The sequence below is a fragment of the Porphyromonas sp. oral taxon 278 str. W7784 genome (assembly GCF_000467855.2).
Classification (GTDB): Bacteria; Bacteroidota; Bacteroidia; order Bacteroidales; family Porphyromonadaceae; genus Porphyromonas.
Genome location: NZ_KI259258.1, coordinates 86,639 through 111,814, shown reverse-complemented (window position 1 = coordinate 111,814; position 25,176 = coordinate 86,639). Strand labels below are relative to the sequence as shown.

Here is a 25,176-nt window from a genome sequence, read left to right as displayed (position 1 = left end):
AAGCAACTGGGGTTAGGGTAATGAATATCAGTGCCTCGAGTGCTCGAGCGTGGAGCATCTCGAAGCACTGATATAACGCTCCTATATGGAGCTCTATTGTTTGGCTGAGGAAGCGGTCGTAGAGAAGGGTGAGGGGGAAGGCTACTTCAGTAGCTCCTTGATCCCGCCCAGTGAAGAGAGGACACCCGATGCCTCGTAGGGGAGGTAGACGGTCTTATTATCCTTGCCCGAAGTCATCTCCTTCAGGGTCTCGAGGTAACGTACTGCGATGAGGTACTGCGCAGGATTAGCACCCGAACCTTCGACAGCAAGGGCGATCTTACGGATGGCCTGTGCTTCAGCTTCGGCGGTGAGGAGCTTAGCTTCTGCTTCTGCCTTAGCATGGAGTACCTGTGCCTGGCGCTCCCCTTCGGCATGGTTGATGGCCTGCTGCATGCGTCCTTCGGACTCACGGATTGTAGCCTCCTTCTGCCCTTCGGCATTGAGGATCTGCGCACGCTTGTCACGCTCGGCACGCATCTGCTTCTCCATGGCGTCACGGATATCACGTGGAGGATTGATGTCCTGCAGTTCGACACGGTTGACCTTGACACCCCACTTGTTCGTGGCTTCGTCGAGGATGATACGGAGCTTATTGTTGATGGTATCTCGGCTGGTAAGGGTCTCGTCGAGGTCCATCTCACCGATGATATTACGTAGGCTCGTCTGGGTCAGCTTCTCGATAGCGTCGGGGAGGTTCTGGATCTCATACATGGCACGCATGGGATCGACGATCTGGAAGTATAGGATCGCATTGATCTCGGTGACGACGTTGTCCTTGGTGATCACACTCTGACGAGGGAAGTCGTAGACGGTCTCACGTAGGTCGATATTAGTGATCTCCGTGAAGCGAACGAAGGTCTGACCATTGGGCCCTGGGATGGTGTAGCGCCAGCGCATAGGACGGGGACGGTCGATGAAGGGGATGATGATGTTCACCCCCGACGAAAGGGTGCGGTAGTAGCGACCAAGGCGCTCGATGATGACCGTCTGTGACTGCTGGACGATACAGAGCCCCTTGTAGATGGTGACGACCGCCAGAATGGCGAGGATGCCTGGGATGATCAGCTCGATAGGCATAGGTGTAGCGAGTATTTAAGGATGGAGAGTAGAGTGAATGCTAGTGATGGACGGGCTCGACCTCAAGGATGACGCTCTTGTAGCCGACGATGCGCACTTCTTGTCCCACGGGTAAGTCTTGGCTGGAGTGACTGATGGCACGCCAGCTGTCGCCATCGACGGCGACACGTCCGCCGGCGTCACCGGTGGGAATGGTCTCCGTGACGAAGACATGCCTACCGATCAGGGCATCCATGCCTGTCTTCGCATCATGCGAGGCGAACCAGCGACACATCAGTGGCTGAAGGAGCCAGAGTGCTACCAGGCTACCGACGCAGAAGCAGATGATCTGCACCAGCCAGCTCCATTCCAAGAGCGCCGCCGGTATAGCCAGCAAGGCTCCCAGACCAAAGCAAGCCAAGATAAAGCCTGGGGTAATGACCTCCAGAGCAAAGAGTAGCAATGCAGCGACGAGCCACAGCTGCCATACGGGGAAGAGTGAGAGTATCTCAAACATAGTATTGACCTTAGACTAAAGGAGTAGAAGCAAAGTTAGCCAATCTCCGCTACTATTCCTAGCTGATGTAAGTAATGCAAGGGAAGGGATAGATTCCCATCCTTCCTCAAAGCTCAATAGCGCAATCTTCCGTTGATGTCGATACATCCCAAATATTTTTAGGCTGAATAACCTTGAAGTCAAAAGGCATAAAACAAAACTCGTCTGCCCCCCGATACCTCAACATCATAAAGAACAGGCGTTTATCCTGTCGCAAACCTCTATAATACTCTGAACCATTCCTCTGCCATTGCTGAGCCCAGTATTGGTCATGCTCACTCAAATCCTTGTATAGGTCTCTTTTCCCCGAACCATCTAGATACATACCCAACACATCCATGTAACCAAGCCATTTCTTTAAGAACCGCTGAAACTCCTCAATGACAGGAGAAGAGGTAGCATTCAATCCAGAAATAAACTGTTCGAAGCCACTAATCTCTGTATTTATCTCTTCTTGGTCAAGAGTCCAAATGGGGTAGGGTGAGTAGGGTTTGTAATGCTTAGGCTCATTGCTAGGAGCTTCCACAAGTGGACTATGTATAAGGTAAGGAATCAGTTGCTCTATATTCTTTTCTATAATCTCCTTCATTCTTTTATTCATTCCATGAGATCTCTTCTCAAGATCTATTGTCCGAATAGCCCCACCAGGAATTTTCTCTCTGTGATAAGTCTGGCAATGTAACCACAAGCGATAGCAGGCAATGGGATCAATCGAGGTAGCATCCTGAGTATATTCTAGGAATAGCTTCTCTTTTATGCCCTCCAGTTCTTCTCGGGTAAAGGGGATGGGGATCTGCTCTAGAAGATCAATAACAGCACAGACGTAGAGAAAGACACCCTTCCGAATATCAGGATAGGAAAAGAGATCTTCAAGTATTTTCCGTTCCCTTCCCCTTTCTTGTTCTCTGATAGTATTAATCCATTTATTGGATTCCCAGGCAGAGACTCTTTGTACTTCATCACGAGATTGTATATAGAAATAAATATAGAGCATATTCAGAGCCTCTTCTGGCCGTAAATCTATCTCATGGATTAGTTTAATAAATCTATCCTTGGAAGATGAGTTACAGATCCTATCAAGGTAGGGAATAATCTTCTTCATAGGATGTTGCTGACCATCTACTAAAGGAAGGGATAGATACTGACGGAATTCTGCAATATCAAATTCTCCTTCACGCATTGTTCTGTAGAAGTATCTCCCAATACATCCCCAATCATTAGCCTGGGGGATTAGTTTTTCTCGACTCCTTCCCCATAGTTTCTTCATAAGCTCCAGTATATGATAGGGGGAGTCTATCCCAAGCTCCTTTTTATTCTCGTGGAGGTACTGCTCAAAGTCAACCACTGTCTCTCTAGTCGTATTATATAACTCTAGATCCTCACTTCCTTCTTCTCCAATCTGCATGACTACTTGACTATTTATATTGACAAAGAATGCACTAACATAATTCTCTCTCAAGTAACCAAATAGAAGTGGATATTGTATACGTATAAGCTCGATAATAAACCAGTCAAAATGAGAAACTCTCTCTTTGAGCCCTCGGGGAATAGATAAGAGGAGATTATATAGCCGACTAACCGCACGAAGTGTAGGAAGATGATATTCGAATTTAATACCAGAGGACTGAATTTCCGCCTTTAGATGAGGGTAGTCTGGCTCAAGCTTCTCTAGCATCATCTCAAGAGCCTGCTCTAGTTGCTCTGGTGTGATTTGAGCTAGCGCATACTCCACCTGTACGATCTTCTCCAGATAGCGATGGGTATGCTGATCAAAGCACCCCTTGAGCTGAGAGGCTACATACTCCTTATCATAAGCGAGGATGTAGCTCATACATGGGAAGGAAGAGCTATTGCGTACCAGAACGAAGAGCTCAACTAGCTCTTCACGATCAAGGCGATCTACATCATCAATAAAGATGAATATCTTCCGTCCTAACCTACAGATCTCTTGACTTAAGGAGTCATACTGCTCAGTAATACTCTTCTCATTAGATTCCTGAGGCAAAAGACGTGCGACAAGCTGTAGCCAAGCATTACTCTCTTGCGCCAAGAGACTCCTAACATAGCGGATAAAGGCCGACGCGAGATCTGAATTGTAGGGAGCAAGGGTGCGACTAAGTTCCTCGAAGAAGACTTGTGTCAGATTAGGAGCCTTACGGTACATCCAAGGATTAAAGGCCATCACAATCACTTCCTGAGAAGGCTTCTTAGTCAGATATTCCCTCATCACTAACATGAAGGAAGTTTTCCCCGCCCCCCATGGAGCCGTTAGCCCCAAAGTAAAGGCACCTTTTGACGTATCTGTTTTGAATATTTTCTCAGAAAGAGACTTAGCCTCTCCTCGCCTCCCTAATAAATCTTCATCTTCAGACCTGATGGGTTGGTCCACCTGGTAGCCCTCCTTGACTCCGTTGATAGTCGCTTGCCTCATTCTTACTTTTAGTGCACGCTGTCTGGCTCGCTCTTCTCGATAAGACCTTACTCTAACAATTAGCAGGCAAGCACATACGACTAAGAAAATATCCATATAGTAGATACAGGGTATATAGGGCTCAATTACCCTAGAGTTCTTAGCTCCTCCAAAATGATAGTAAGTCCATAGTCCAAACAAGATCGCAACAAATGACTTGGAGTACTTTTGGCTAAAGAGGTACCACTCATATCCAAGGCTATGAGTACAAACTAGGGCTATAAGGATCACTATAACACCTAGCCAGACAATAGCACTACCCCAACTAGGATCAAAAAATTGTAGAAGTGAAGCTAGCTTCTCCTCGAAAATGGGGCGAAAGAAGATATAAAGGATGAGCAAAGCCAAAAGTCGCCAGTGTCTCCGAAGATAAGCCCGTAGATTATCTTTTGTCAGCATCAAACACATCCATCGAGCAACAATAGATAAGAGATGCCACTGCCTTTGGATATAGGCTAAGGGTATAGCTAGAGGGCTAGCTTTCTTTTCGGTCTTATTCGGAGTAGGTGCGGGTGTCATCGGTATGGGGGCTATTAGTATGGGAATTTACTAAGCTAGATACTATTGTGTGGGGTAAAGTTAGTGATTTCAGGGGAGAGGCTAGGTGTGAGGCGAAGGGGTGGTAACATGGGGCACAAAAGGGACCCATTCATGGGGTGCTTGTGCGACCCATTCATGGGTCACCGAGGCGACCCATGAATGGGTCGTCGGAGGGAGCTATGAATGGGGGGGGGTCTTGAGGCGTGGTGGGGAGGGTGCGGGAAGGGAAGGCAGAGCGGGGGCAGGAGGAAGGGATGAGGGCGGAAACGACAAAGGGTCGGCACCTTCCCGGGAGGAAGGGCCGCCCCTTTGGTGAGGGAGGGGAGGCGAACTATTCGTAGGTCAAGAGGACATTCTCGTAGACCGAGGAGAGATCCTTCGCTAGGCGCTTTGGGGAGAAGCGCTCGACATAGGTGCGCCCCTCTTCGATCATCTTACGGCGGAGGGAGATGTCGATCAGTACCCGATCGATGAGAGCGGAGAGCATCGTAGCATCGTTGGGATCGGTGTAGAGACTGCTGGGTCCACCTGCCTCCTCGAGACAGGAGCCCGTAGCGCCGATGACGGGAATACCTGCGTTCAGCGCTTCGATCAGTGGGATGCCAAAGCCTTCGAAGCGTGAAGGGTAGACGAAGACCTTCGCCCCAGCATAGACCCCAGGCAGAAGGAGACTTCCCACCCCATGAAGTAGATGGACACGTGAGAGCACCCCGAGGCGACGAGCTCGGTCGACGACGGTCTGCACGTAGGGCGTCTTGCGTCCGATGGCTACGAGATGAATGTCCTTGTCTTGGAGTTGGGCAAGGGCTTCGACGATGAGGGCTAAGTTCTTTCGCTCCTCGATACTACCGACGAAGAGGATGTAGCGCTCGGGGAGGTTGAGGGCTTGGCGTGCGAGTCGTTCGTCCTCGGGAGTCACACGAGCAAAGGCTTCGGAACACCCCTGATAGACAGTGGTCACACGATCTTCATCCACGCCGAAGATATCGATGACATCCCGACGGGTCTGATCGCTCACCGTGATCACATGGTCCGCATGGCGAGCCGAAGCCCCATACTTCTTGCGGTAGAGGAGGCGATCAATGGGCTTGTAGAACTGCGGGTAGCGGATGAACGCCAGATCATGGATGGTGACGACCGTGCCGACACGTTGCGCCCGATAGAGCCCCACGGGAAGCTCATTGGTCAGCCCGTGGAAGAGGTCGACCTGATGCGTACGACATTGGCGAGGGACAGAGAAGTTGCGCCAGATGTTCCCCCCAGCGAAGGCCAGCGCCCGATGCGGGGTGATGAGCCGTACCGAGCGATGGGAGAGGAGGGACTTGTAGAGCGCTGGATTGCCCGTGGAGGGAGAGAAGAGCAGGTAGCGATTCTCGGGGCGGTACTCCGTGAGCATGTCCAGCACGAAGCGACTGTAGTTCCCGAGCCCCGTAGCGTTGTGCGTGATGCGCTTGGCATCAAAGGCGATATTCATCGACAGGAGGGAGATGAAGGGGGATTCGTGGGGAAGAGGAAGGGCGTTAGGCTTCGGTCTCCGTCTTGTAGCGGAAGAGGAGGGCGAAGAGCACGGTCACCACCGCAGCATAGGCGGCGAAGACATACCAGCTCATACTCCAGCCAGCGAGGATCGCCGTCGTGTCCGTCTCGGAGTTGACAAAGTAATTGATCACCGCCTGTGCTCCCAGCGAACCGAGTGTAGCCCCAATCCCATTGGTCATGATCATGAAGAGCCCTTGGGCACTGGAGCGAATGGAGGGGTCGGTCTCCTTGTCCACGAAGAGCGAACCCGAGACATTGAAGAAGTCGAAGGCGACCCCGTAGACGATCATACTCAGCAGGAAGAGCCAGACACCACTACCAGGGTCACCGAGACCGAGGAGGGCAAAGCGCAGGACCCAAGCCGTCATAGCGATGAGCATCACCCGACGGATACCGAAGCGACGCAGGGCAAATGGGATAAGCAGGATACAGAGCGTCTCAGAGAGCTGGGATAGGGAGATGAGGATATTGGCATGCTTGACCCCAAAGGTATCCGCATAGGCAGGTATCTCGCCGAAGGTGCTGATGAAGGGATTGGCAAAGCCATTGGTGATCTGCAGGCTCACACCGAGGAGCATCGAGAAGATGAAGAAAAGGGCCATCTTCCGCTCCTTGAAGAGAACGAAGGCACGTAGACCGAGGGCTTCCACCAGACTCTTGCTCTGTCCCTTGGGCGCCGTAGGGCAGTTGGGTAGCGTCTGCGAATAGACGGCTAAGATCAGACCGATAATGCCCGAGACGGCGAACTGACCGCTGGTAGCTTCGACACCGACCAGACTCACCGTGATCATCGTGCAGATGAAGCCTACCGTCCCGAAGACACGGATCGGTGGGAAGCTCTTCACTAGATCCAGACCGGCCTGCTCCAGAGAAGTGTAGGCGACGGAGTTGCTCAGCGCCAGCGTCGGCATGTAGAAGGCGACACTCAGCGAGTAGAGTGCAAAGAGGGTGGGATAAGAGGGCGCATCAGTCTGCGTGTAGAGGAAGACGCCCATCATCAGTGCCCCTGCGATCATGTGGCAGAGCCCTAGGAGACGCTGTGCTGGGATCCAGCGGTCAGCGACGATCCCCATGAGGGCGGGCATGAAGAGCGACACGAAGCCTTGCATGGCATAGAAGTTACCTATCTCGGAGCCGAAGCCTGCAGCACCGAGATAGCGCCCCATAGAGGTTAGGTAAGCCCCCCAGATAGCGAACTGGAGGAAGTTCATCACCGTCAGGCGTAGCTTGATGGAGGTCTGCATGTGTGTAGTGTAGAGCTAGTGGTATGAAGGAGACGACGACGCCCACAGAGAGCAGGAGACTCTTCGCTGAGGAAGAACGCTGGCCTAATCTCTGTGGGCGCCTTGGATAGGAATTACTTCTGCTGGAGCTGTACGCTCACGAAGCTCATTCGGAGGTCCTTCGAGGCCTTGGAGAGGCGGACGAAGCTCGGACGGATGAGTTCGGAGATGCCCGTGATGGTATTCTGCTGTAGCGTGACCGATACGGGTACGATACTCAGGGTAAGGGGAGTCGTGATCGTCCACCCTGCCGCTTCGTTATAGGTAGCGTACTTAGCGAGGTGCTCTGTGACGATACGAGCGATGTTGTTGAACTGATAGGCGTTGTTCTTCGCCTCGTACTTCTTCGACAGATAGGACTTACCCGCCTGGAGCGTCTGTACCTGAGCCGAGAAGTATTCCTTCACCTGATCGGCAGGCAGTAGGAGCAGGTACTCGGGGAGGTTGGTCAGCTGCCCTTCGGGGCTCTTGACTTGGATGGAGAAGTTAGCATCTGCCAGCATCCAGGAGCGACCGATGAAGCCCGAGGGGACGGGGAGTGTCGTGGGCTTGGGCGTGGTCTTGAGGAGCTTCTGGAGCTGATCTACCGAGAGGATGTACTGGGTAGTCACACCAGCAGGGCCCTTGACGTAGGTGTACTCGGCAGAGCTCGCTGTGAGGCTCGACACATCGCCACTACTGAGGGCATTGAGGCGGGCTGTAAGCTTGGTGTCGACGAAGCTCTTGACGTAGCGGGTACGCTCCGTAGGCTTGTCCTTCTTGGGGACGCTGTAGTGGATGAGGAGTGCTACCTCGGCGATCTCCAGGAGGAAGCCCTTACCGGTGGCTGGCGTCACATAGAAGCCGGGGAAGATCTCCTTATCGAAGCGTGCCTGCGTGGAGAAGGCATCCTTGAGCGTCGGAGAGATAGAGGCTTCGTAGAACTTCTTCCCTAGGTCGAGCGTCAGCGGGATGGAGAGGTAGTTCAGGGAAGAGCCCTTCTGCACGGGCGTTCCCTTGGAGGGCTGTAGTGTCGCAGAGCCTAAGAGGGTAGCCCCCTTGCGATAAGCTCCGAGGGTCTGATACGTCGTGCCTCGAGCCGAGACGGGCTCAGCGAGCTGGTAGACGTTGACCTTGATCTCGGAGGTCTTCTCTCCCTCGGCTCGGTCGTAGTAGATACGGAAGTCTACGGAGTCGATGGTGAGCTGTGCATTGCCCGACTCCTCGAAGGTCGTGGGACTAGCGGTACGGATCTGCTTGATGAACTCCCCCGTGACTGTCGAGCCCGTATGATCGATCAGCGCCCCTAGGAGCGAGCGCGTCCCGTCGGTATAGAGCGTAGGAGTAGCGATCGTCTTGGCATCGAACTCCAGGGTCGTAGCTTCCCCTTCGATCTTGTCGTGTCCAGGCTGGATGCTCTCTCCGATGCGTGAGAGGGTGTCGTCGCCACATGAGGTGAAGGCCAGCGTGCCGGCTAGGGCGAAGGAGGCGAAGAGGAGGGGACGAAGTAGCTGCTTCATGGGAGGATCTTTTTGTAGAATTCATTGTGCGCCGCTGCACTCTCCTCTAGCGCCGTGTAGGGGAGGAAGTGCGCACCACTCTCCTCGATATGCTGGCGCAGTGTGGGTGAGAGCTCTGGGCTACCCTGCACGACACCATGGGCGTAGTGGATGGCTAGGCGGTTCAGAGCCTCGTAGTCTGTCTTACCGTCGAGGATGGAGAGAGCAGAGGGCTTGAACTTGTCGAACTTCAGGCACTCGAAGAGACCCTCTGGGATCTCTACCGGTGCTGGCTCATCGTAGACTGAATAGACGATCTTAGCCTTCTTCAGACAAGGGTCGTCGTGGTAGAATTTCTTGAGGTACAGCATCCCCAGCGCCGTGAACGTCCCATGGCAATGGATGATATCGGGGATCCAACGGAGCTTCTTGATCGCCTCAAGAGCACCACGAACGAAGAAGATCGATCGCTCGTCGTTATCGTTGGTCTGCGCCTTGGGGTCTGCATCGAAGAGACTCTTACGCTTGAAGAAATCATCGTTGTCGATAAAGTACACCTGCATGCGTGCCGCGGGGAGGGAGGCCACCTTGATGATCAGCGGATGATCGTTGTTGTTGATGATCATATTGATCCCCGAGAGACGAATGACTTCATGCAGCTGATTGCGTCGCTCATTGATCAGACCGAAGCGGGGCATGAAGATACGGATATCATTTCCTAGCTCTTGAATCCCCTGCGACAGCTTGCGAGCCGTCATCGAGATGTCCGACTCGGGGAGGTAAGGGAAGATCTCCTGTGAGATGTACAATATTCGTCTTGATTTCATATGTCTGTCGATTAAACATGAAGGCTCCTCTCCTATGGGAGCGAGGCCTAAGATCCCTAGCGTCTGTATGAGACGGAGGTTATACAAAGATACGGAATTTCCCTCTGAGCTAAGCCCATGCGCCCACCTCCTCGGCACGGAGCGAGGGAAGAAGACACACGAGAGAATCTGCATTCATTCGCAGGAGAAGAGGTAAGGAGAGCGGTGGGTGAAGAAGGGGCATCGCCCAGCATCTATTTTGGGGTGCCGAAGGACGCACTTCCCCACCCCGCTACAGCCCGCTTAGAATAAGGCTTCTGGGAGGGGGCAAAAACAACCTACGGTGGTCGTCGAAAAAACCTACTTAGGTCGTCATCACGACCTACCGTGGGTCGCAGAGGCGACCTACCGTGGGTCGTTTTTTTACCTCCCCCCGAGAGGTCGCAGAAAGGCGCCTAGCGAGCGAGCTCCATCCAGTAGACGGGCTCGTAGTCGGGGAGCAGGTCGGGACGGGTCAGACGAATGAGGTCCTTGAGGATGAGGTCAGGTCGGTAGACGCCCGTCTGCCAGAAGTCATTCCCCCCAAGGGCACTGACCCGCTTATTGGGAACAAGGATCTTCCCCGAGCGGGCAGCTTCGAAGTCCTTATAGTGGGCGTTCAGTGCGAGGAAGTCCTGAAGGGTACGGATCTGGGACATAGGCTGGGCGATCCAGATCTTGTCCCCTCGGTGGTGAGCGAAGATGTACTCCAGGCTGACAGGCTTGCCCGTCACGACGTCGGGCGTCACCTCGGCACGTAGCCCTGCATCCTGGAGCATATCTGCCACGTAGCTGTACGCCCCAGGGAGATACCAGGCCCCCTGATAGTCCTGCCCGTAGAGGGTGGGTAGTGCCTCTTCGGCCGAGGGAAGCAAGGCCTTCGCCGCGAGATAATCCCGCTCGATCTCGGCGAAGCGCTCAGAGGCGAGCTTATTCTTCCCCACGAGGAGACCGATGAACTTCAGCCACTCGGCACGCCCCAGCAGGGTACGCTCCTTCCATTCATTGTCCTGCAGGACGTGGATCCCCGCCCCACGGAGCTCCTTGTCCTGATCCTGCTCGCCCATCAGATCCTGCAGGAGGACTTCGGGGCGAAGTAGAGCGATGCGCTCGATATCCTTAGCCATCCCCTTGGCGATCGTCTCCACCTTGCCCGCCTCGATACGACGGCGCAGAGGCTCCTCGGACACATAGTCGGGATCGCCGACTCCCACGAGGAGGTCAACGGCGTCGAGCAGTGGGAGAGCTCCCACCTGCGGGGTAGCTAGACAGGCTAGTGACTGGATGGGCACGGGGACATACTCCGTCGGTTCGGCCGAGAGCTTAGGGCGCTCCTTCCCCCGAGGATAGAGGATGTAGGTGGCCAGTTCGTGCCCTTCGTCGGGATGGATGAGGATGATACGCTTGTAGTCGGGATGATTCTCCACTCGGATGCCCTTGGCATGGGTGAAGGTGACGGCGTAGGCAAAGTCTTCGGAGCTTTGCTGACTGACGCTGTCGGTCTGGCTAGCCTGGCTACCCCCACCCTGACAGGCAGGGAGCGAAAGGAGGAAGAGCGCCGAGAGGCCGACGAGAAGAGTACGGAAGTAAGACATGGGATAAGGCTTGGGTAAGGTGAGGGTAACTATAAAGAGAAAGCACTGACGCCTACCCTCTGTGAGAGGAGTGCATCAGTGCTTCTGCTGTGGTAGCCCATAGGGGAATCGAACCCCTCTTTCAAGAATGAAAATCTTGCGTCCTAACCGATAGACGAATGGGCCGCCTAGAGCTATCGTCCTTCACCCTAGGGCGGAGGCGACAGCGGATGAGTCGTGGCGGGTTAGCCCAGACGAGCGATCTGCTTAGCGAGCTTGCTCTTGAGGTTAGCAGCCTTGTTCTTGTGGATGATGTTCTTCCCAGCAAGGCGGTCAAGCATAGAGCTCAGCTGAGGCAGAGCTGCGCGAGCTTCTGCAGCATCCGTCAGCGCACGGAAGCGACGCACAGCATTACGAGCCGTCTTGGCGTAGTAGCGATTGTGCAAGCGACGTGCATTCGTCTGACGAATTCTCTTAATGGATGACTTATGATTTGCCATTTTGTATCTTCTTTTTTGTTGTTATCGTAGCCCATGGGGGAATCGAACCCCCCTTTCAAGAATGAAAATCTTGCGTCCTAACCGATAGACGAATGGGCCTCCCAAATATTCAACCGAGCGACACAATGGTCTTCAGTTGCGAGTGCAAAGGTAAAACAAATTATTGATCCACCAAACATCCCAAGGGAAATTATCCACAACTTCCTAGATCTAGGCACTGCCTCTCGAGGGCTTCTTCGGGGGTCGTCTGCGCCCCCCAAAAACGGGGAGGATCTACGAGTAGGAAGGGGGCATTCTCGAGGGAGGGCACAGAAGGGGTAAAAGAAACCTACGGTAAGGTCGTCAAAAAAACCTACTGTAGGTCGTCGAAGCGACCCACTGTAGGTCGTCTCGACGACCTACAGTAGGGTCCTAAATGGGGGTAGCGAAGACTACTGCATCACCTTGCGGTCGGTGAAGAGATAGACCCGGTCTCCAGGACGCACCTTCTCAGGCACAGCGATGGAGCAGACTTGACCCTTGACGGCCTTCTCTACGGACTCCATCTCCACACGGATCTCTTCGACGGTGAGGCGCACGAGCCCCGTAGTTGGCCCCGTGATGATGATCTCATCGCCAACCTTGATCTCACCACTCTCGACGGCGAACTCCCCGACACCGATCTTGGAGAAGTACTTATTGGTCTTGGCGACGTAGATCTTCTGCTTCGTGGCCGAAGAGCCGTAGTTCGACGTCCATTCTCCGAGGCGCTGCCCGAGGTAATAGCCGTCCCAGAAGCCACGGTTGAATACCTGCCCGAGGTGATTGTCCCACTTCTCGACCTGAGCCGAAGTGAAGTCCCCAGCGCAGTAGGTGTCTACTGCCTCACGATAGGCACGCACGACGGTATCGACATACTCGGGACCACGGGCACGGCCTTCGATCTTGAGGACACGCACGCCGGCGTCCAGCATCTTGTTGAGGAAATGGATCGTCTTGAGATCCTTGGGCGACATGATGTACTGGTTGTCGATCTCCAGTTCGATCCCGGTCTCCTTATCCTTGACTTCGTAGGAGCGACGACAGATCTGCGAGCAGGAGCCTCGGTTAGCGCTCTTGCCCTGCTCATGGAGGCTCAGGTAGCACTTCCCTGAGACGGCCATGCAGAGAGCACCGTGGGCGAACATCTCGATACGGATAGGCTCGCCAGCAGGACCGACGATGGGCTCCTCGAGGATCGCCCGATGGATCGCTGCCACTTGGTCCATGTTCAGCTCACGAGCCAGCACGACGACATCGGCGAACTGCGCATAGAAGCGCAGGGCTTCGACATTCGTGATATTGAGCTGGGTGGAGAGGTGGACTTCGACCCCGATGCTACGAGCGTAGAGCATAGGAGCTACGTCGGCAGCGATGATGGCCGACACCTGGGCAGCCTTCGCCGCATCGATGATCTCACGCATGAGCTCTAGGTCCTCGTCGTAGATGATGGTATTGACGGTGAGGTAGCTCTTGACGTCGTGGTCACGGCAGATCGATGCGATCTTATGAAGGTCTTCCGTCGTGAAGTTATTCGCACTCTTAGAGCGCATGTTGAGGCCTTCGATACCGAAGTAGATCGAGTCAGCACCCGCATTGATGGCCGCCATGAGTGATTCATACGACCCTACGGGAGCCATGATCTCGTAGTCTTTCTTATTCATAGGGGAGTAAATAGATGGATCAAGTGAAAGGGAGCCCTCCCACCCTAGGATAAGCTCCTCTCGGAGGATCTCTAAGGGAGGGGACAGGCTAGTAAACCTAGATAAAAACCAACCCTCTGGCGCATCGTAGTGACACCGCTCAGAGGGCTGGTCTCTAGAGAAGGGGGAGGATGGGGCCGAAGCTATCGGCGCAGGCGCTCCTCTACACGGGAGCGAAGGGTCTCGACTAGCTCCTCGACAGGGATACGAGCTAGGACATCTTCAGCAAAGGCATTGCTGAGCATCAGTCGAGCTTCCTCAAGGGAGATACCACGCTGACGCATGTAGAAGAGGGCTTCCTCACTGAGCTGCCCCGTGGTCATCCCGTGGGAGCACTTCACATCGTCGGCATAGATCTCCAGCTGGGGCTTCGACTGCATGCGAGCCAAAGGAGAGAGGAGAAGGTTGCGGTTATTCTGATAGGCCTGGGTCTTCTGTGCGTCTTGTGCCACGAGGATACGCCCCGTGAAGACACCTCGGCTCTCATCACGGAGGATGTACTTGAAGAGCTCATCGGAGGTGCAGTGCGGTACAGCGTGCTCGATAAAGGAGAAGTTATCCGAATGGGCACTGCCTGCCGTCAGAGAGAAGCCAGAGACCTTGAGGTCGGCCTGCTCTTCAGCAAGGGTGATGAAGAAGTTATTGCGTGTCGTGCCATTAGCAAGCGTCAGGCCACTGAGGTCGACAGCGCTCTGCTTCATCTGGCGGACGTAGGTCGAAGTGATACGGATACGCTCTGCGCTGGACTCCTCTCGGTCGATGAGGGTGAAGCGTGCTCGACGCCCTACATAGACTTCGAGGGTACGTAGCGCCATGGCTCGACCAGCCTCTTCGGGGCAATCCTCGAAGTACAGCGTAGCCTCAGCGTCATCCTCGACGATGATGAGCGCTCGCTCTACAGAGATATGTCCTGCTCGACTGGGTAGGATGGAGCGGAGCTCGATATGGCCGGGCATCTTCGCTCCCCGAGGTACATAGACGACGAAACCCTCAGCGGTGAAGAGGGTATTGAGCGCTACTAGAGCATCCGTCTCCACCGAGGCGATCCGCCCGTAGTGCTCCTTAGCTACCTCAGGGTAGAGCCGTACGAAGTCGGAGAGAGAGCCGATGAAGATACCCTGAGGGAAGGCGTGCGAAGCCCAGTAGGGCGACCCTTCGGAGAGAAGAAGCTTCCAGTCCCCAGCGAAGAGCTTCGCTAGGTCCGTACGCTGGTAATCTTCGCTCTTGAAGCGAGGGAGTCCTAGGCGAGCAAAGGTATCGTAAGCCCCCTCACGGTAGTGACCGAGGAGCTGGGGGCGCTCTCGTAGCTCTTGGCTGTACTCAGCGAAGAGCTCGAGGTACTGCTTGGTGATCGCTTCCATAGTCGCTTATTCTCCTACCTCGTCCTTGATCCAGTCGTAGCCACGCTTCTCGAGCTCGAGGGCTAGTTCAGGCCCACCGCTACGTACGATACGTCCCTTGTAGAGGACATGGACGTAGTCGGGGCGGATGTAGTCCAGTAGACGCTGGTAGTGCGTGATGACGATGGTCGAAGTCTCAGGGCTACGAAGCTCATTGACCCCCTTAGCGACGATACGCAGAGCATCGATATCCAGCCCACTATCCGTCTCGTCGAGGATCGCAAGCTTGGGCTCTAGCATCGCCATCTGGAAGATCTCATTGCGCTTCTTCTCACCACCGGAGAAGCCCTCGTTGACCGACCGGCTAGCGAGCTTGCTATCTAGCTCGACGAGCTCACGCTTCTGCTTCATCAGCTTGAGGAACTCTGCCGCAGGTAGTGGGTCGAGGCCTGTAGCCTTACGACGCTCGTTGAGCGCTGCACGCATGAAGTTGACCATGCTCACCCCTGGGATCTCCACAGGATACTGGAAGCTGAGGAAGAGTCCTAGATGAGCTCGCTCCTCTGGCTCGAGCTCGAGCAGATCCTGCCCTTCGAAGGTGACTGATCCTTCAGTGACTTCGAAGGTGGGATGACCAACGAGGACTGAGGAGAGGGTACTCTTCCCCGAGCCGTTAGGTCCCATGATGGCATGGATCTCCCCCTTGCCGACGGTGAGGTTGATCCCCTTTAGTATCTCTTTATCTCCAATGGATGCATGGAGGTTCTCTATCTTAAGCATATATCTATAGGATATGGGTAGTAATAAGGATGGTGTTGGGTGCTTGCCTAGAAGGACTAACCTACGGAGCCTTCCAGAGAGATGGAGAGAAGCTTCTGCGCTTCGACAGCGAACTCCATCGGGAGCTTATTCATGACTTCCTTAGCGTAGCCATTGACGATGAGGCCGACTGCCTCCTCGACTCCGATACCACGCTGCTGGCAGTAGAAGATCTGATCTTCGCTGATCTTGCTCGTGGTAGCTTCGTGCTCGACGATGGCGGTATCATTGTCTACATGGACATAGGGGAAGGTATGAGCGCCACAGCGATCAGAGAGCAGAAGGCTATCGCACTGCGAATGGTTGCGAGCGTTCTCTGCATTCGGACCAGCATAGACTAAGCCACGGTAGCTATTCTGGCTCTGCCCTGCGCTGATCCCCTTGGAGACGATACGACTACGGGTATTCTTCCCAAGGTGGATCATCTTCGTCCCCGTGTCAGCCTGCTGGAAGTGATTGGTCACCGCCACGGAGTAGAACTCTGCCACGGAGTCATCCCCCTCGAGTACACAGCTGGGGTACTTCCAGGTGATCGCCGAGCCGGTCTCTACCTGGGTCCAGGAGAGCTTAGCACGAGCGCCACGGCAGTGACCACGCTTGGTGACGAAGTTGTAGACACCGCCCTTACCCTCCTTATCACCAGGGTACCAGTTCTGCACGGTCGAATACTTCACCTCGGCATCCTGCTCGACGATGATCTCGACGATAGCGGCGTGAAGCTGGTTCTCGTCACGCTGGGGAGCGGTACACCCCTCCAGGTAGGAGACGTAAGCACCTTCGTCGGCGACGATGAGCGTACGCTCAAACTGCCCCGTGTTGATGGCGTTGATACGGAAGTACGTAGAGAGCTCCATCGGACAGCGTGTCCCCTTGGGGATGTAGACGAAGGAGCCATCGCTGAAGACGGCGGAGTTCAGTGCTGCGAAGTAATTATCCGTATAGGGTACGACGGCACCTAGGTACTTCTTGACTAGGTCGGGATACTCACGGACGGCTTCGCTGAATGAGCAGAAGATGATGCCCTTCTCGGCGAGTGTCTCACGGAAGGTCGTCTTGACGGAGACAGAGTCCATCACAGCATCTACAGCGATCCCACTGAGGATCTTCTGCTCCTCTAGGGGGATACCCAGCTTCTCGAAGGTACGCAGGAGCTCGGGATCTACCTCATCGAGGCTCTTCGGGCCCTGCTTCTTCTTAGGAGCAGCGTAGTAGATGATGTCTTGGTAATCGATAGGGGGGATCTTCAGCAGAGCCCAGTCGGGTTGCTCAAGCGTCTGCCAGTGACGGAAAGCCTCTAGACGGAACTGGAGGAGCCACTCAGGCTCTTCCTTCTTCGCCGAGATCAGGCGTACGGTCTCTTCGCTGAGCCCCTTGCCTATGATCTCGGTATCGATGTCCGTCGTGAAGCCATATTTATAATCGCTCGAGGTGACCTCGTCGATGATCTGATCGTTATCTTGCATGCAATAAAAAGTAATACTTATCTCTTCTTTGGGAATGAACAACCAATCCCCCTCGAAGGTTTCCGCCTTTAATCTTCAGCACGATTATCCAACAACCATTTCATCCAAGCTCTAGCAGTTTGAGCTCTACGAGCGACAGTACTATCACTTAAAGTTATACCCTCCTCCCTCATTATGTCACTCATCTCTGGGATTGAGATAAGCCCACCTCGCTCAATAGAGGTCTTCATAGCCAGCCTAAGGAACCGAGGACGAAGCATTTCTCTTGCAAGGGCTAGATTCCTCCCATGGATATCCTGTCCCATTATACGTCTGCCTTCTGCTGTTAACTGATAACGACCATCTCCTTTTTGAACCAACCCCAAAAAAATTGCTGCATTCATGTAGTAGTCAGACTGACGAAGCGTGAAATGCTGTTGCTCCGATATATCTACAGCCTCAAGCTCCTGGCCTCGCATCAATTCTTCCAGAATATTAATAACCCGTCCAAAATCATCTGCTTGGGGAATAATCCCTTCGGGGTGATAATCCTCATCGCTAATCTCAAGCTCTTCTATAATGCCCCGTATACTCTGCAGAGTAAGCTGAGGCGAATCTGTTCCGATGACGTATCGAGCTTCTTTCAGTAGCTCTATTGAGTTGTAGCAATTCGTATCCCTAAAGGCATACTCCCGGAAATGATAGATACCATTGGAGTAAGTTAAGAAGACAGAGCGTACAGGCTTACGCATCACTGCTTCCCATCGTCTAAATGGATAATACAACTGACGCACAAGGAAGTCATTTGCAAGATGATTCTTGGCCTCAATGAGGGTAATGCTACTCTCTCCCTCATACCCACCATCGATTTCGATCTGTGCATTATTTACACTGATGGGATGCCTCTTCCTTTCCCCCTCTACCTCGAAAGAGAAGGAGAAAGAGCTCATACGACCGCTTATCGTTGGATATAGGTACTCCTCTTCAAGAAAGCTGGATAGCATACCACTACTATAAGCACTATTGAGAGCAAGAGCCTCACTCATAATTTGAGTGTAGTCTATGCTTTCTAGAGGTAATACCGGAGTTATATGCCGAATAGGGGATGTAGATGGCACCTCAAATTTATGGAATAGCTTTATCGATCCAATGAGGTAAGTACCTCTGGTGTTTGGCAAAATGCCAAGGCCATTATCTTTGAATATACTTGGCAGTCGCTCCGAATCGTCAAACTTAGTCATTAGGCGAGGTTCCCGAAGAACCTTGATCTGCTCTGCTGAAATTTCAAACAATCTACCCTGCCGAACACAATCCAAAATAGCATACCTCCGGAAAAGCACTTCCCATGCCTCTCCATTCAGATCTCTCCTACTCATAATTACGGATAATTAGCTCCTCCACGGCACCTCGACTCGAGCCAACAGAGTTAACCGAACGAGTTGCCTGCACAGAAGTGATTATATAATCCTGATATAAATCCTTGATGAACTCAGCAGAGGAATTGGACTGCATGAAGTGAATACCTCTCTCTGTTAAGCTGTCACAAACATCCTTTAGGCGCCTCTGAGACTCTGCATTCCATCCTCCCTGCACATATCCAGTAAAACTGGAGGTCTCTGAGAGCGGATGATATGGAGGGTCTAGATATACAAAAGTTTTCTCCGGGAGCTCTCGCGACAAAAGGGACTCATAGTCAGAAGCCAGAATCTCAATATCGTTCTCTCGAAAGTATCTACTTAAAGCATAAACGCCCGCCTCATTTACAATATTCGGTTGCTTATAGTAGCCGAAAGGACTATTGAATTCACCAGCTCTATTCACCCTAAAGAGACCATTATAACAAGTCTTGTTGAGATAGATGATACGAGAAGCTCGCTCTATATCGCTCACATGCTCAAAAAGGGGATCGCGATCCAGAGATCGCACCTGATAGAAGTGCTCTGGTGTATTCACGTGCCTAGCAAGAGACTCGATCAACTCATCAGGGTGATCCCTTACCACTTCATAGACATTAATGAGCTCTGCATTCAGGTCGCTGATAATAGCCTTCTTGGGTTGAAGATGGAACAAGACGGCCCCTCCCCCAACAAACGGCTCACAATACAACCGTCTACCAAGATCCCGTGGGAGCAATTGCGATATTTCGCCAATCAATTGCCTTTTTCCACCTACCCACTTTAGAATCGGACTTACAAAAGGATTCTTCTTTGCCATGAGTTGATTCTTCTAGATTCTTAAGTTCGGGACACCCCCCCTTATCATCTTGCCAGTTGAGGATAAAAGCGACACTCCTACAGTCTACTAACTGAGAAACTGCATAGCCAGCACAGATTCCACAATACTTGGCTACCGCTACTTGGCGTAGCTGACGCTACGAGTCTCGCGGATGACGGTGATCTTGACCTGTCCGGGGTAGGTCATCTCGTCCTGGATACGCTTAGCGATCTCGGCCGAAAGGGTAGAGATACTGTTGTCATCGGTGTTCTCTGCCCCGACGATGACACGTAGCTCACGACCCGCTTGGATGGCGTAAGTCTTCACGACGCCTGGGTATGAGAGAGCGAGCTGCTCCAGATCATTGAGGCGCTTGATGTAGGCCTCTACGATCTCACGGCGAGCACCGGGACGAGCGCCACTGATAGCATCACAGACCTGGACAATAGGAGCAATGAGGCTCTCCATCTCGATCTCGTCGTGGTGAGCACCGACGGCATTGCAGATATTGGCTTTCTCCTTGTACTTCTCACAGAGCTTCATCCCAAGGAGGGCGTGTGGGAGCTCGGGCTCGTCGTCGGGCACCTTACCTATATCATGGAGAAGACCTGCACGCTTAGCATGCTTGGGATTAAGGCCTAGTTCGCTGGCCATGACGGCACAGAGGTTGGCTGTCTCACGGGAGTGCTGTAGGAGGTTCTGCCCGTAGGAGGAGCGATACTTCATCTTACCGATGAGGCGAATGAGCTCGGGGTGCATGCCATGGATCCCTAGGTCGATGACGGTACGCTTCCCCGTCTCGATGATCTCTTCCTCTATCTGCTTACGCACCTTAGACACGACTTCTTCGATGCGGGCGGGGTGGATACGACCATCCTGCACGAGCTGGTGAAGGGCTAGACGTGCTACCTCACGGCGCACGGGGTCGAAGCTAGAGAGGACGATGGCCTCGGGCGTATCATCGACGATGATCTCGATGCCAGTAGCAGCCTCCAGAGCGCGGATATTACGCCCCTCACGACCGATGATACGGCCCTTGATCTCATCACTCTCGATGTGGAAGACGGTGACGGAGTTTTCGATCGCCGTCTCAGTGGCGACACGCTGGATCGACTGGATGACGATCTTCTTGGCCTCCTTGTTGGCGGTCATCTTCGCCTCCTCGACGATCTCATTGATATAGCCCTGCGCCTGGTCCTTAGCCTCGGCACGAAGGCTCTCGATGAGGCGCTCACGAGCTTCGTCGGCCGACAGTTCGCCGAGAGCCTCGAGACGCTTCTGTTCGCTCTGACGGAGCAGTTCCAGCTCAGCCTTCTTCTCCTCGAATTCGGCCTTCTTCACCTCATACTCTTCCTTCTTGAGCTCAATGCCTTCGCTCTGCAGGGCGAGCTTCTCCTTGAGGACGTCGATCTCTTGGTTGCGCTTCTCCACGTCGGTCTGACGCTGGGAGAGCTCCTGTTCACGAGCTTTGAGGCGCCCTTCTATTTGCTTGAGTTTATTATTGCGCTGAGCTACCTGTTGCTCTAGGTCGCCCTTGAGCTGGAGGAACTTCTCTTTTACCTCGAGAAGCTTCTTCTGCTTGAGGACCTCGGCTTCGCGCTGCGCTTCGGCTAATATTGATCGGGTCTTCTGACCGAGTACACGTTCTGTCAGAAGCCACGAGAGAGCAGCGCCGAGCAGGAGCGCAGCGATGCACATGATGATGATGGTGATTGTTCCCATTCCTTGTCGATAATAAAAGTAGTGCTGGAGGAAGGGGACGCTGTGGCGATCAGGGCGAAGCGAGGGGAGCGTCAATGAGCTCGCGAGCCTGGCGGATCAGTTGCTCGAGTTGGCCGTTAAGCTCCTGGAGCTTGGGCGTCAACTCTCGGGTGTGCGCCTCGAGAGAGGCGTGCACCTGCTTGTAGCGGGTAGCGATATCGATAGCAGCCATCGCCAGATAGCCTTCGGTAGGCACCTCGGAGCGATTGGGATACTTCCGGCGGTAGATACGCAGCGTATCGGCAAGCTCTTCCCCAGCCTCTCGGTACAGGCGCTCGTCGGAGCGAGGCACACGGAGCGAGAGGCGGGCGTGCTCGACAGCGAGCGTGATGCGCTGCTGAGCCTCTAGGCTGGTATCGGGTTCCATATATCGGGAGCAGGGCTCATAGAGTCCCTAGCTATGCGGTCTCTTACTTGATCTCGGACTCAGACTCGTGTATCGTCTCCGGCTCAGTAGCGAGCTGGCTGATACAGCGATCCAACTGACTGATGATCCCATCGAGGAGCTTCCGAGCCTCCTGTCGGCGACCGTCCTCGGCACGAGGAGCGGTGAGGGCTGAGGCAAGGGCTACGGTAGCTTCGTGTCGTCGCACTGACTGAAGCTCTTCCTGCATCGCACGAAGGGCTTCGTCCCGCTGCAGGAGGAGCTCCTTGAGCTGAGCGATCTTCTCGTTCTGCTCTGCGACAATCCCAACGAGGCGTTGGATATTGACTTCTAGGCGCTGGAGCTCTGCGTCTTCTGCTTGGGTCATAGCGTCGTCATTCCTTTGTGCGCAAAGGTACGTTTTTTTACTGGGAGGAGGGCTAAAAGCGTCTAAACGAGCAGGATTATCTCCTCCCTCTCTGGGAGGAGACCACTCTCCTCCCTTCGGAGGTGGTCCTCCGAAGGGGTACAAAAACGATCCACGGTAGGTCGGTCGACCGACCCACGGTAGGTCGCAAGGCGACCTACAGTAGGTTTTTTCGACGACCTACCGTACATCCCTTTTGGGGTATCTCAGAGGGTACCCTTTCTATGGGTAGAGACCCCCACCCTTTTTTACCCCCATTTTCGGCTATCAAAGGAGCAAACTTCCTTAGGCAAAATCTTAGCACTCCCCTCCCCACAGCATCGAGGCGAAGGGGAAACAGCAAGCCCCGAGTCCACGGATGGACTCGAGGCTGTCACAAGTAGCGATATGGAGCGTATCTCCTCTCGGAGCTGGTGCTAGTCTTCGTGGCTGATGACGACCTTGCCCGAGGCGCCCCCTCGTGCCACAAGATCCAGAGCTTCATTGGTCTCAGCGAAGGGGAAGACACGGTCGACCGAAGGGCGTATCCCTCGCTCCTCGATGAGTCGGGCGATCTCAGAGAGCTGGCGACCATTGCTCCGCACGAAGAGGAAGTCATAGTGCGCCTGATACTTCCGAGCCTCCTTATTCAGCTTGCGTCCTACGAGGCTGAGGAGCCACTGCTTCCACAGAGGTAGGCCAAAGCGACGGGCGAACTTCCCATCGGGAATACCTCTGAGGGAGACGATATGCCCCCCAGGCTTCAGGAGCTTCATCTGGCGGGAGAGTTCGGCACCACCGAGGCTGTCGAGGACGTAGTCCACCTGAGGCAGATGCTCCAGATAGTCCTCGGTCTTGTAGTCGAGGTAGCGGTCAGCCCCCAGAGCTACGACACGGTCACGAGCAGCGCTATTGCCGTTGGTATAGACCGTGAGTCCACGGGACTTCGCCAAGGGGATAGCCATAGCTCCTAGACCTCCAGACCCGCCGGAGATGAAGATCGTCTCCCCTGCCTTAGCCCCCATCAGCTCTAAGGCTTGGGAAGCGGTGAGCGCTGTCAGCGGGATGCTCGCTGCCTCGGTGAAGGTCAGGCCTTCGGGCATCTTTGCCACAGCCTCGGCGGGTACAGCGACGTAGTCTGCGAAGGCACCGATCTGGTCGGTAGGTAGGCGAGAGAAGACCTTATCCTCCACGATAAAGTCCTGGACGGCACTACCCACCTCCACCACGACTCCCGAGCACTCATTGCCCAGCGTCTGGGGGAAGCTGTACGGCGTGATCATGCGCACATCGCCACGGGTGATCATATTGTCGAGCGGATTGACGCCAGAGGCTTTGACCTCGATGAGCAGCTCATGAGGCTGGAGCTTAGGGCGGGGGATCTCCACCTGCTGTACGTGGAGATTAGTCTTGTTGTGCTTGAATATCTGGAAGGCCTTCATTACTCTATTTTGTTTATTCTGTTTGTTCTACTTGCTGGCTTGCTGGCTGTCATTGGCTCTGTAGAAGGCTGTGGCCTGCTGGATAAAGCGATCGGGCTCCTGGAAGATCGCCCCATGACCTGCCCCCTCATAGATCGTCAGGGTAGCATGAGGGAGACGACGAGCCATATCGTAGCTTCCCGAGGTAGATACCATGCGGTCATGATCCCCATTGACGACCCAAACTCGCTGGGAGACTTCGGAGAGATCTTGAGGGGCGGACTTAGCCCAACCTACGACGGCACGGAGCTGTCTACGTAGGGTCTTCACCTTCGTAGGCTGGTCTGGGTCGACGAAGCCCTTAGTGCGGGCGATGAAGGCCTCTCCTCGGAGGCGTGCCTCCTTCGTCTGTGGGAAGAAAAGGTAGTAGCGTGCGTCACGTCCCGTCAGAGCACCACGGAGCATATCATAGTAGGTGATACGGGGGACTCGGGCGATACCAGCGTCACCAGCGGGGCCAGTACCAGCGAGGATCACGCTCGAGATGAGCTCGGGAGCGAGTCGTAGCATCGCCTGAGCTACGAAGCCTCCCAGCGAGAGTCCTAAGAGGTGCACACGTGTGTGACCCAAGCCTCGCACAAAGGTGATCGTCTCACGAGCCATCTGCTCGACCGACAGGGGAGCTTCGCCACCCGAGCAACCGATCCCCTGATAGTCGAAGGCGATCACAGGGAAGTGCTCGGCTAGAGCATCTAGGAGCATCGGGTCTGCTCCGTCCATACTAGCAGCGAGATGATTGAGGAAGAGGATGGGTGTCCCTTCACTAGTGCCTATACGGCGATAGGCTGTACGCATGCCCTCGACAGAGAGGGTCTGGATCTTGGCTTGAGTATAACTGACTTGCATCTTATTCTTCGTGTTTGATTTCGGATGCAAAGTTCATGAGTCCCAAGCAGATCCACCTGACAATTATTTGTCATTCGCCGAGGAGGCGCTTACGGATGAGGGTGAGGTTCTGCCTGCTTACCCCCAGATAGCTGGAGAGGTCAGAGACAGAGATACGGGGCATCAGCGCCCCAAAGGTTTGGACGAAGAGTCGGTAGCGCTCCTCCCCACTACGCATCAGTAGGCACTCGGTATGCTCTAGGAGTCTCGTGTACTCATGCTCCAGCAGGACACGCAGGAGTCGCTCCATCTCCCACCTTCGTAGGCTTAGCTGGTAGACATACTCGTAGGAGAAGGCGACGGCCACCGTAGGCTCTAGCGTCTGGAAGGCGAAGTGCGAAGGTCGGGGAGCCTCCAGCGAGGTGTAGTGCGTAGCGAACTCCCCCTCGGCGATGAAGTTCACCGTCACATCTCCCTCCACATCGGGATAGTAGGCCCGCACTAACCCCTCGATGATCAAGAAGGCTTCGTCGTGGATACGCCCCGCCTCGGCCAGATGCTCTCGCTTGTCCAGCCTCAGGATACGCCACCCCAAAGAGAGCTCTTCGACGAGCTCCGACGTGAGCCCAGGACAAAGCGCCTGCAGACGCTCTCTACAGTAGGCAAATACCTCTACATCCTTCATCTCTATATTTATGGTGATACCCCAGCTAGGTTCGCGCTCCAGGACTATAGCCTACCTGAGCTGGGATGATTTGTAAGGCAAAGGTACGCTTCTTCTCTAGTCAGGGGTGTTCAGGAGGGGCTGGGATGAAGAAGCCCACGAAGCCCCACTATAAATAGGGGACTACTCCCACCCCTTCGGAGGAGGTCCTCCGAAGGGGTACAAAAAACGATCCACGGTAGGTCGGTCGACCGAC

At 54.2% G+C, this 25,176-nt stretch carries 21 protein-coding genes and 2 tRNA genes; all 23 read right to left on the bottom strand.

Translation table 11 applies throughout. The features are described 5' to 3' along the window. Positions 1-141: 141 nt before the first annotated feature. Positions 142-1,119, bottom strand: a complete 978-nt coding sequence (locus tag HMPREF1556_RS06985) for an SPFH domain-containing protein (RefSeq protein WP_021667703.1) — start codon at positions 1,117-1,119, stop codon at positions 142-144. A 40-nt stretch (positions 1,120-1,159) separates the two neighbouring features. After that, positions 1,160-1,615, bottom strand: coding sequence for an NfeD family protein (locus HMPREF1556_RS06980; protein ID WP_021667702.1), 456 nt, complete (start codon positions 1,613-1,615; stop codon positions 1,160-1,162). A 106-nt stretch (positions 1,616-1,721) separates the two neighbouring features. Next, a complete protein-coding gene (locus HMPREF1556_RS06975) occupies positions 1,722-4,181 on the bottom strand; it encodes a P-loop NTPase fold protein (RefSeq protein ID WP_198141865.1) in 2,460 nt (819 codons plus the stop codon). Between the two features lie 814 nt (positions 4,182-4,995). Beyond that, positions 4,996-6,138: a glycosyltransferase family 1 protein gene (locus tag HMPREF1556_RS06970; protein WP_021667700.1), complete on the bottom strand. Its 1,143-nt coding sequence runs from the start codon at positions 6,136-6,138 to the stop codon at positions 4,996-4,998. Between the two features lie 46 nt (positions 6,139-6,184). Then, positions 6,185-7,447, bottom strand: a complete 1,263-nt coding sequence (locus HMPREF1556_RS06965; protein ID WP_021667699.1) for an MFS transporter — start codon at positions 7,445-7,447, stop codon at positions 6,185-6,187. 113 nt (positions 7,448-7,560) lie between these two features. Continuing rightward, positions 7,561-8,985 (bottom strand): DUF4270 family protein, encoded by a 1,425-nt coding sequence (locus tag HMPREF1556_RS06960; RefSeq protein ID WP_021667698.1) that lies wholly within the window; start codon positions 8,983-8,985, stop codon positions 7,561-7,563. Further along, on the bottom strand, positions 8,982-9,791 hold the full coding sequence (locus HMPREF1556_RS06955) for a glycogen/starch synthase (RefSeq protein WP_021667697.1): 810 nt from the start codon (positions 9,789-9,791) through the stop codon (positions 8,982-8,984). The genes HMPREF1556_RS06960 and HMPREF1556_RS06955 overlap by 4 nt, the downstream gene beginning before the upstream one ends. Before the next feature lie 434 nt (positions 9,792-10,225). Next, a complete protein-coding gene (locus tag HMPREF1556_RS06950; RefSeq protein ID WP_021667696.1) occupies positions 10,226-11,404 on the bottom strand; it encodes an ABC transporter substrate-binding protein in 1,179 nt (392 codons plus the stop codon). A 90-nt stretch (positions 11,405-11,494) separates the two neighbouring features. After that, positions 11,495-11,569, bottom strand: a tRNA-Glu gene (locus HMPREF1556_RS06945). Positions 11,570-11,628: 59 nt separating this feature from the next. Beyond that, positions 11,629-11,883 carry a 30S ribosomal protein S20 gene (gene rpsT, locus HMPREF1556_RS06940; RefSeq protein WP_021667695.1) on the bottom strand — a complete coding sequence of 85 codons (255 nt, stop codon included), beginning with the start codon at positions 11,881-11,883 and terminating at the stop codon, positions 11,629-11,631. Positions 11,884-11,910: 27 nt separating this feature from the next. Continuing rightward, a tRNA-Glu gene (locus HMPREF1556_RS06935) sits at positions 11,911-11,982 on the bottom strand. A gap of 332 nt (positions 11,983-12,314) precedes the next feature. Further along, a complete protein-coding gene (locus HMPREF1556_RS06930) occupies positions 12,315-13,565 on the bottom strand; it encodes a U32 family peptidase (protein WP_021667693.1) in 1,251 nt (416 codons plus the stop codon). A gap of 182 nt (positions 13,566-13,747) precedes the next feature. Beyond that, on the bottom strand, positions 13,748-14,965 hold the full coding sequence (sufD, locus tag HMPREF1556_RS06925; protein WP_021667692.1) for a Fe-S cluster assembly protein SufD: 1,218 nt from the start codon (positions 14,963-14,965) through the stop codon (positions 13,748-13,750). A 6-nt stretch (positions 14,966-14,971) separates the two neighbouring features. Beyond that, on the bottom strand, positions 14,972-15,724 hold the full coding sequence (sufC, locus tag HMPREF1556_RS06920; RefSeq protein ID WP_021667691.1) for a Fe-S cluster assembly ATPase SufC: 753 nt from the start codon (positions 15,722-15,724) through the stop codon (positions 14,972-14,974). A gap of 56 nt (positions 15,725-15,780) precedes the next feature. Further along, on the bottom strand, positions 15,781-17,226 hold the full coding sequence (sufB, locus tag HMPREF1556_RS06915; RefSeq protein WP_021667690.1) for a Fe-S cluster assembly protein SufB: 1,446 nt from the start codon (positions 17,224-17,226) through the stop codon (positions 15,781-15,783). 68 nt (positions 17,227-17,294) lie between these two features. Further along, on the bottom strand, positions 17,295-18,581 hold the full coding sequence (locus HMPREF1556_RS06910) for a hypothetical protein (protein WP_021667689.1): 1,287 nt from the start codon (positions 18,579-18,581) through the stop codon (positions 17,295-17,297). Continuing rightward, positions 18,574-19,419, bottom strand: a complete 846-nt coding sequence (locus HMPREF1556_RS06905; RefSeq protein ID WP_021667688.1) for a DNA adenine methylase — start codon at positions 19,417-19,419, stop codon at positions 18,574-18,576. Before HMPREF1556_RS06905 ends, HMPREF1556_RS06910 begins: the two co-directional genes overlap by 8 nt. A 138-nt stretch (positions 19,420-19,557) precedes the next feature. Beyond that, complete coding sequence (gene rny / locus HMPREF1556_RS06900; protein ID WP_021667687.1) at positions 19,558-21,141, bottom strand: ribonuclease Y; 1,584 nt, start codon at positions 21,139-21,141, stop codon at positions 19,558-19,560. A 49-nt stretch (positions 21,142-21,190) separates the two neighbouring features. Next, the gene (locus tag HMPREF1556_RS06895) at positions 21,191-21,547 is read right to left on the bottom strand and encodes a cell division protein ZapA (RefSeq protein ID WP_021667686.1); all 357 of its coding nucleotides are present in this window, start codon (positions 21,545-21,547) and stop codon (positions 21,191-21,193) included. 43 nt (positions 21,548-21,590) lie between these two features. After that, positions 21,591-21,932: a hypothetical protein gene (locus HMPREF1556_RS06890; protein WP_021667685.1), complete on the bottom strand. Its 342-nt coding sequence runs from the start codon at positions 21,930-21,932 to the stop codon at positions 21,591-21,593. 455 nt (positions 21,933-22,387) lie between these two features. Next, complete coding sequence (locus HMPREF1556_RS06885) at positions 22,388-23,392, bottom strand: NADP-dependent oxidoreductase (protein WP_021667684.1); 1,005 nt, start codon at positions 23,390-23,392, stop codon at positions 22,388-22,390. A gap of 27 nt (positions 23,393-23,419) precedes the next feature. Beyond that, positions 23,420-24,277: an alpha/beta fold hydrolase gene (locus HMPREF1556_RS06880; RefSeq protein WP_021667683.1), complete on the bottom strand. Its 858-nt coding sequence runs from the start codon at positions 24,275-24,277 to the stop codon at positions 23,420-23,422. Between the two features lie 70 nt (positions 24,278-24,347). Continuing rightward, on the bottom strand, positions 24,348-24,941 hold the full coding sequence (locus HMPREF1556_RS06875) for a Crp/Fnr family transcriptional regulator (protein WP_021667682.1): 594 nt from the start codon (positions 24,939-24,941) through the stop codon (positions 24,348-24,350). Positions 24,942-25,176 lie beyond the last annotated feature (235 nt).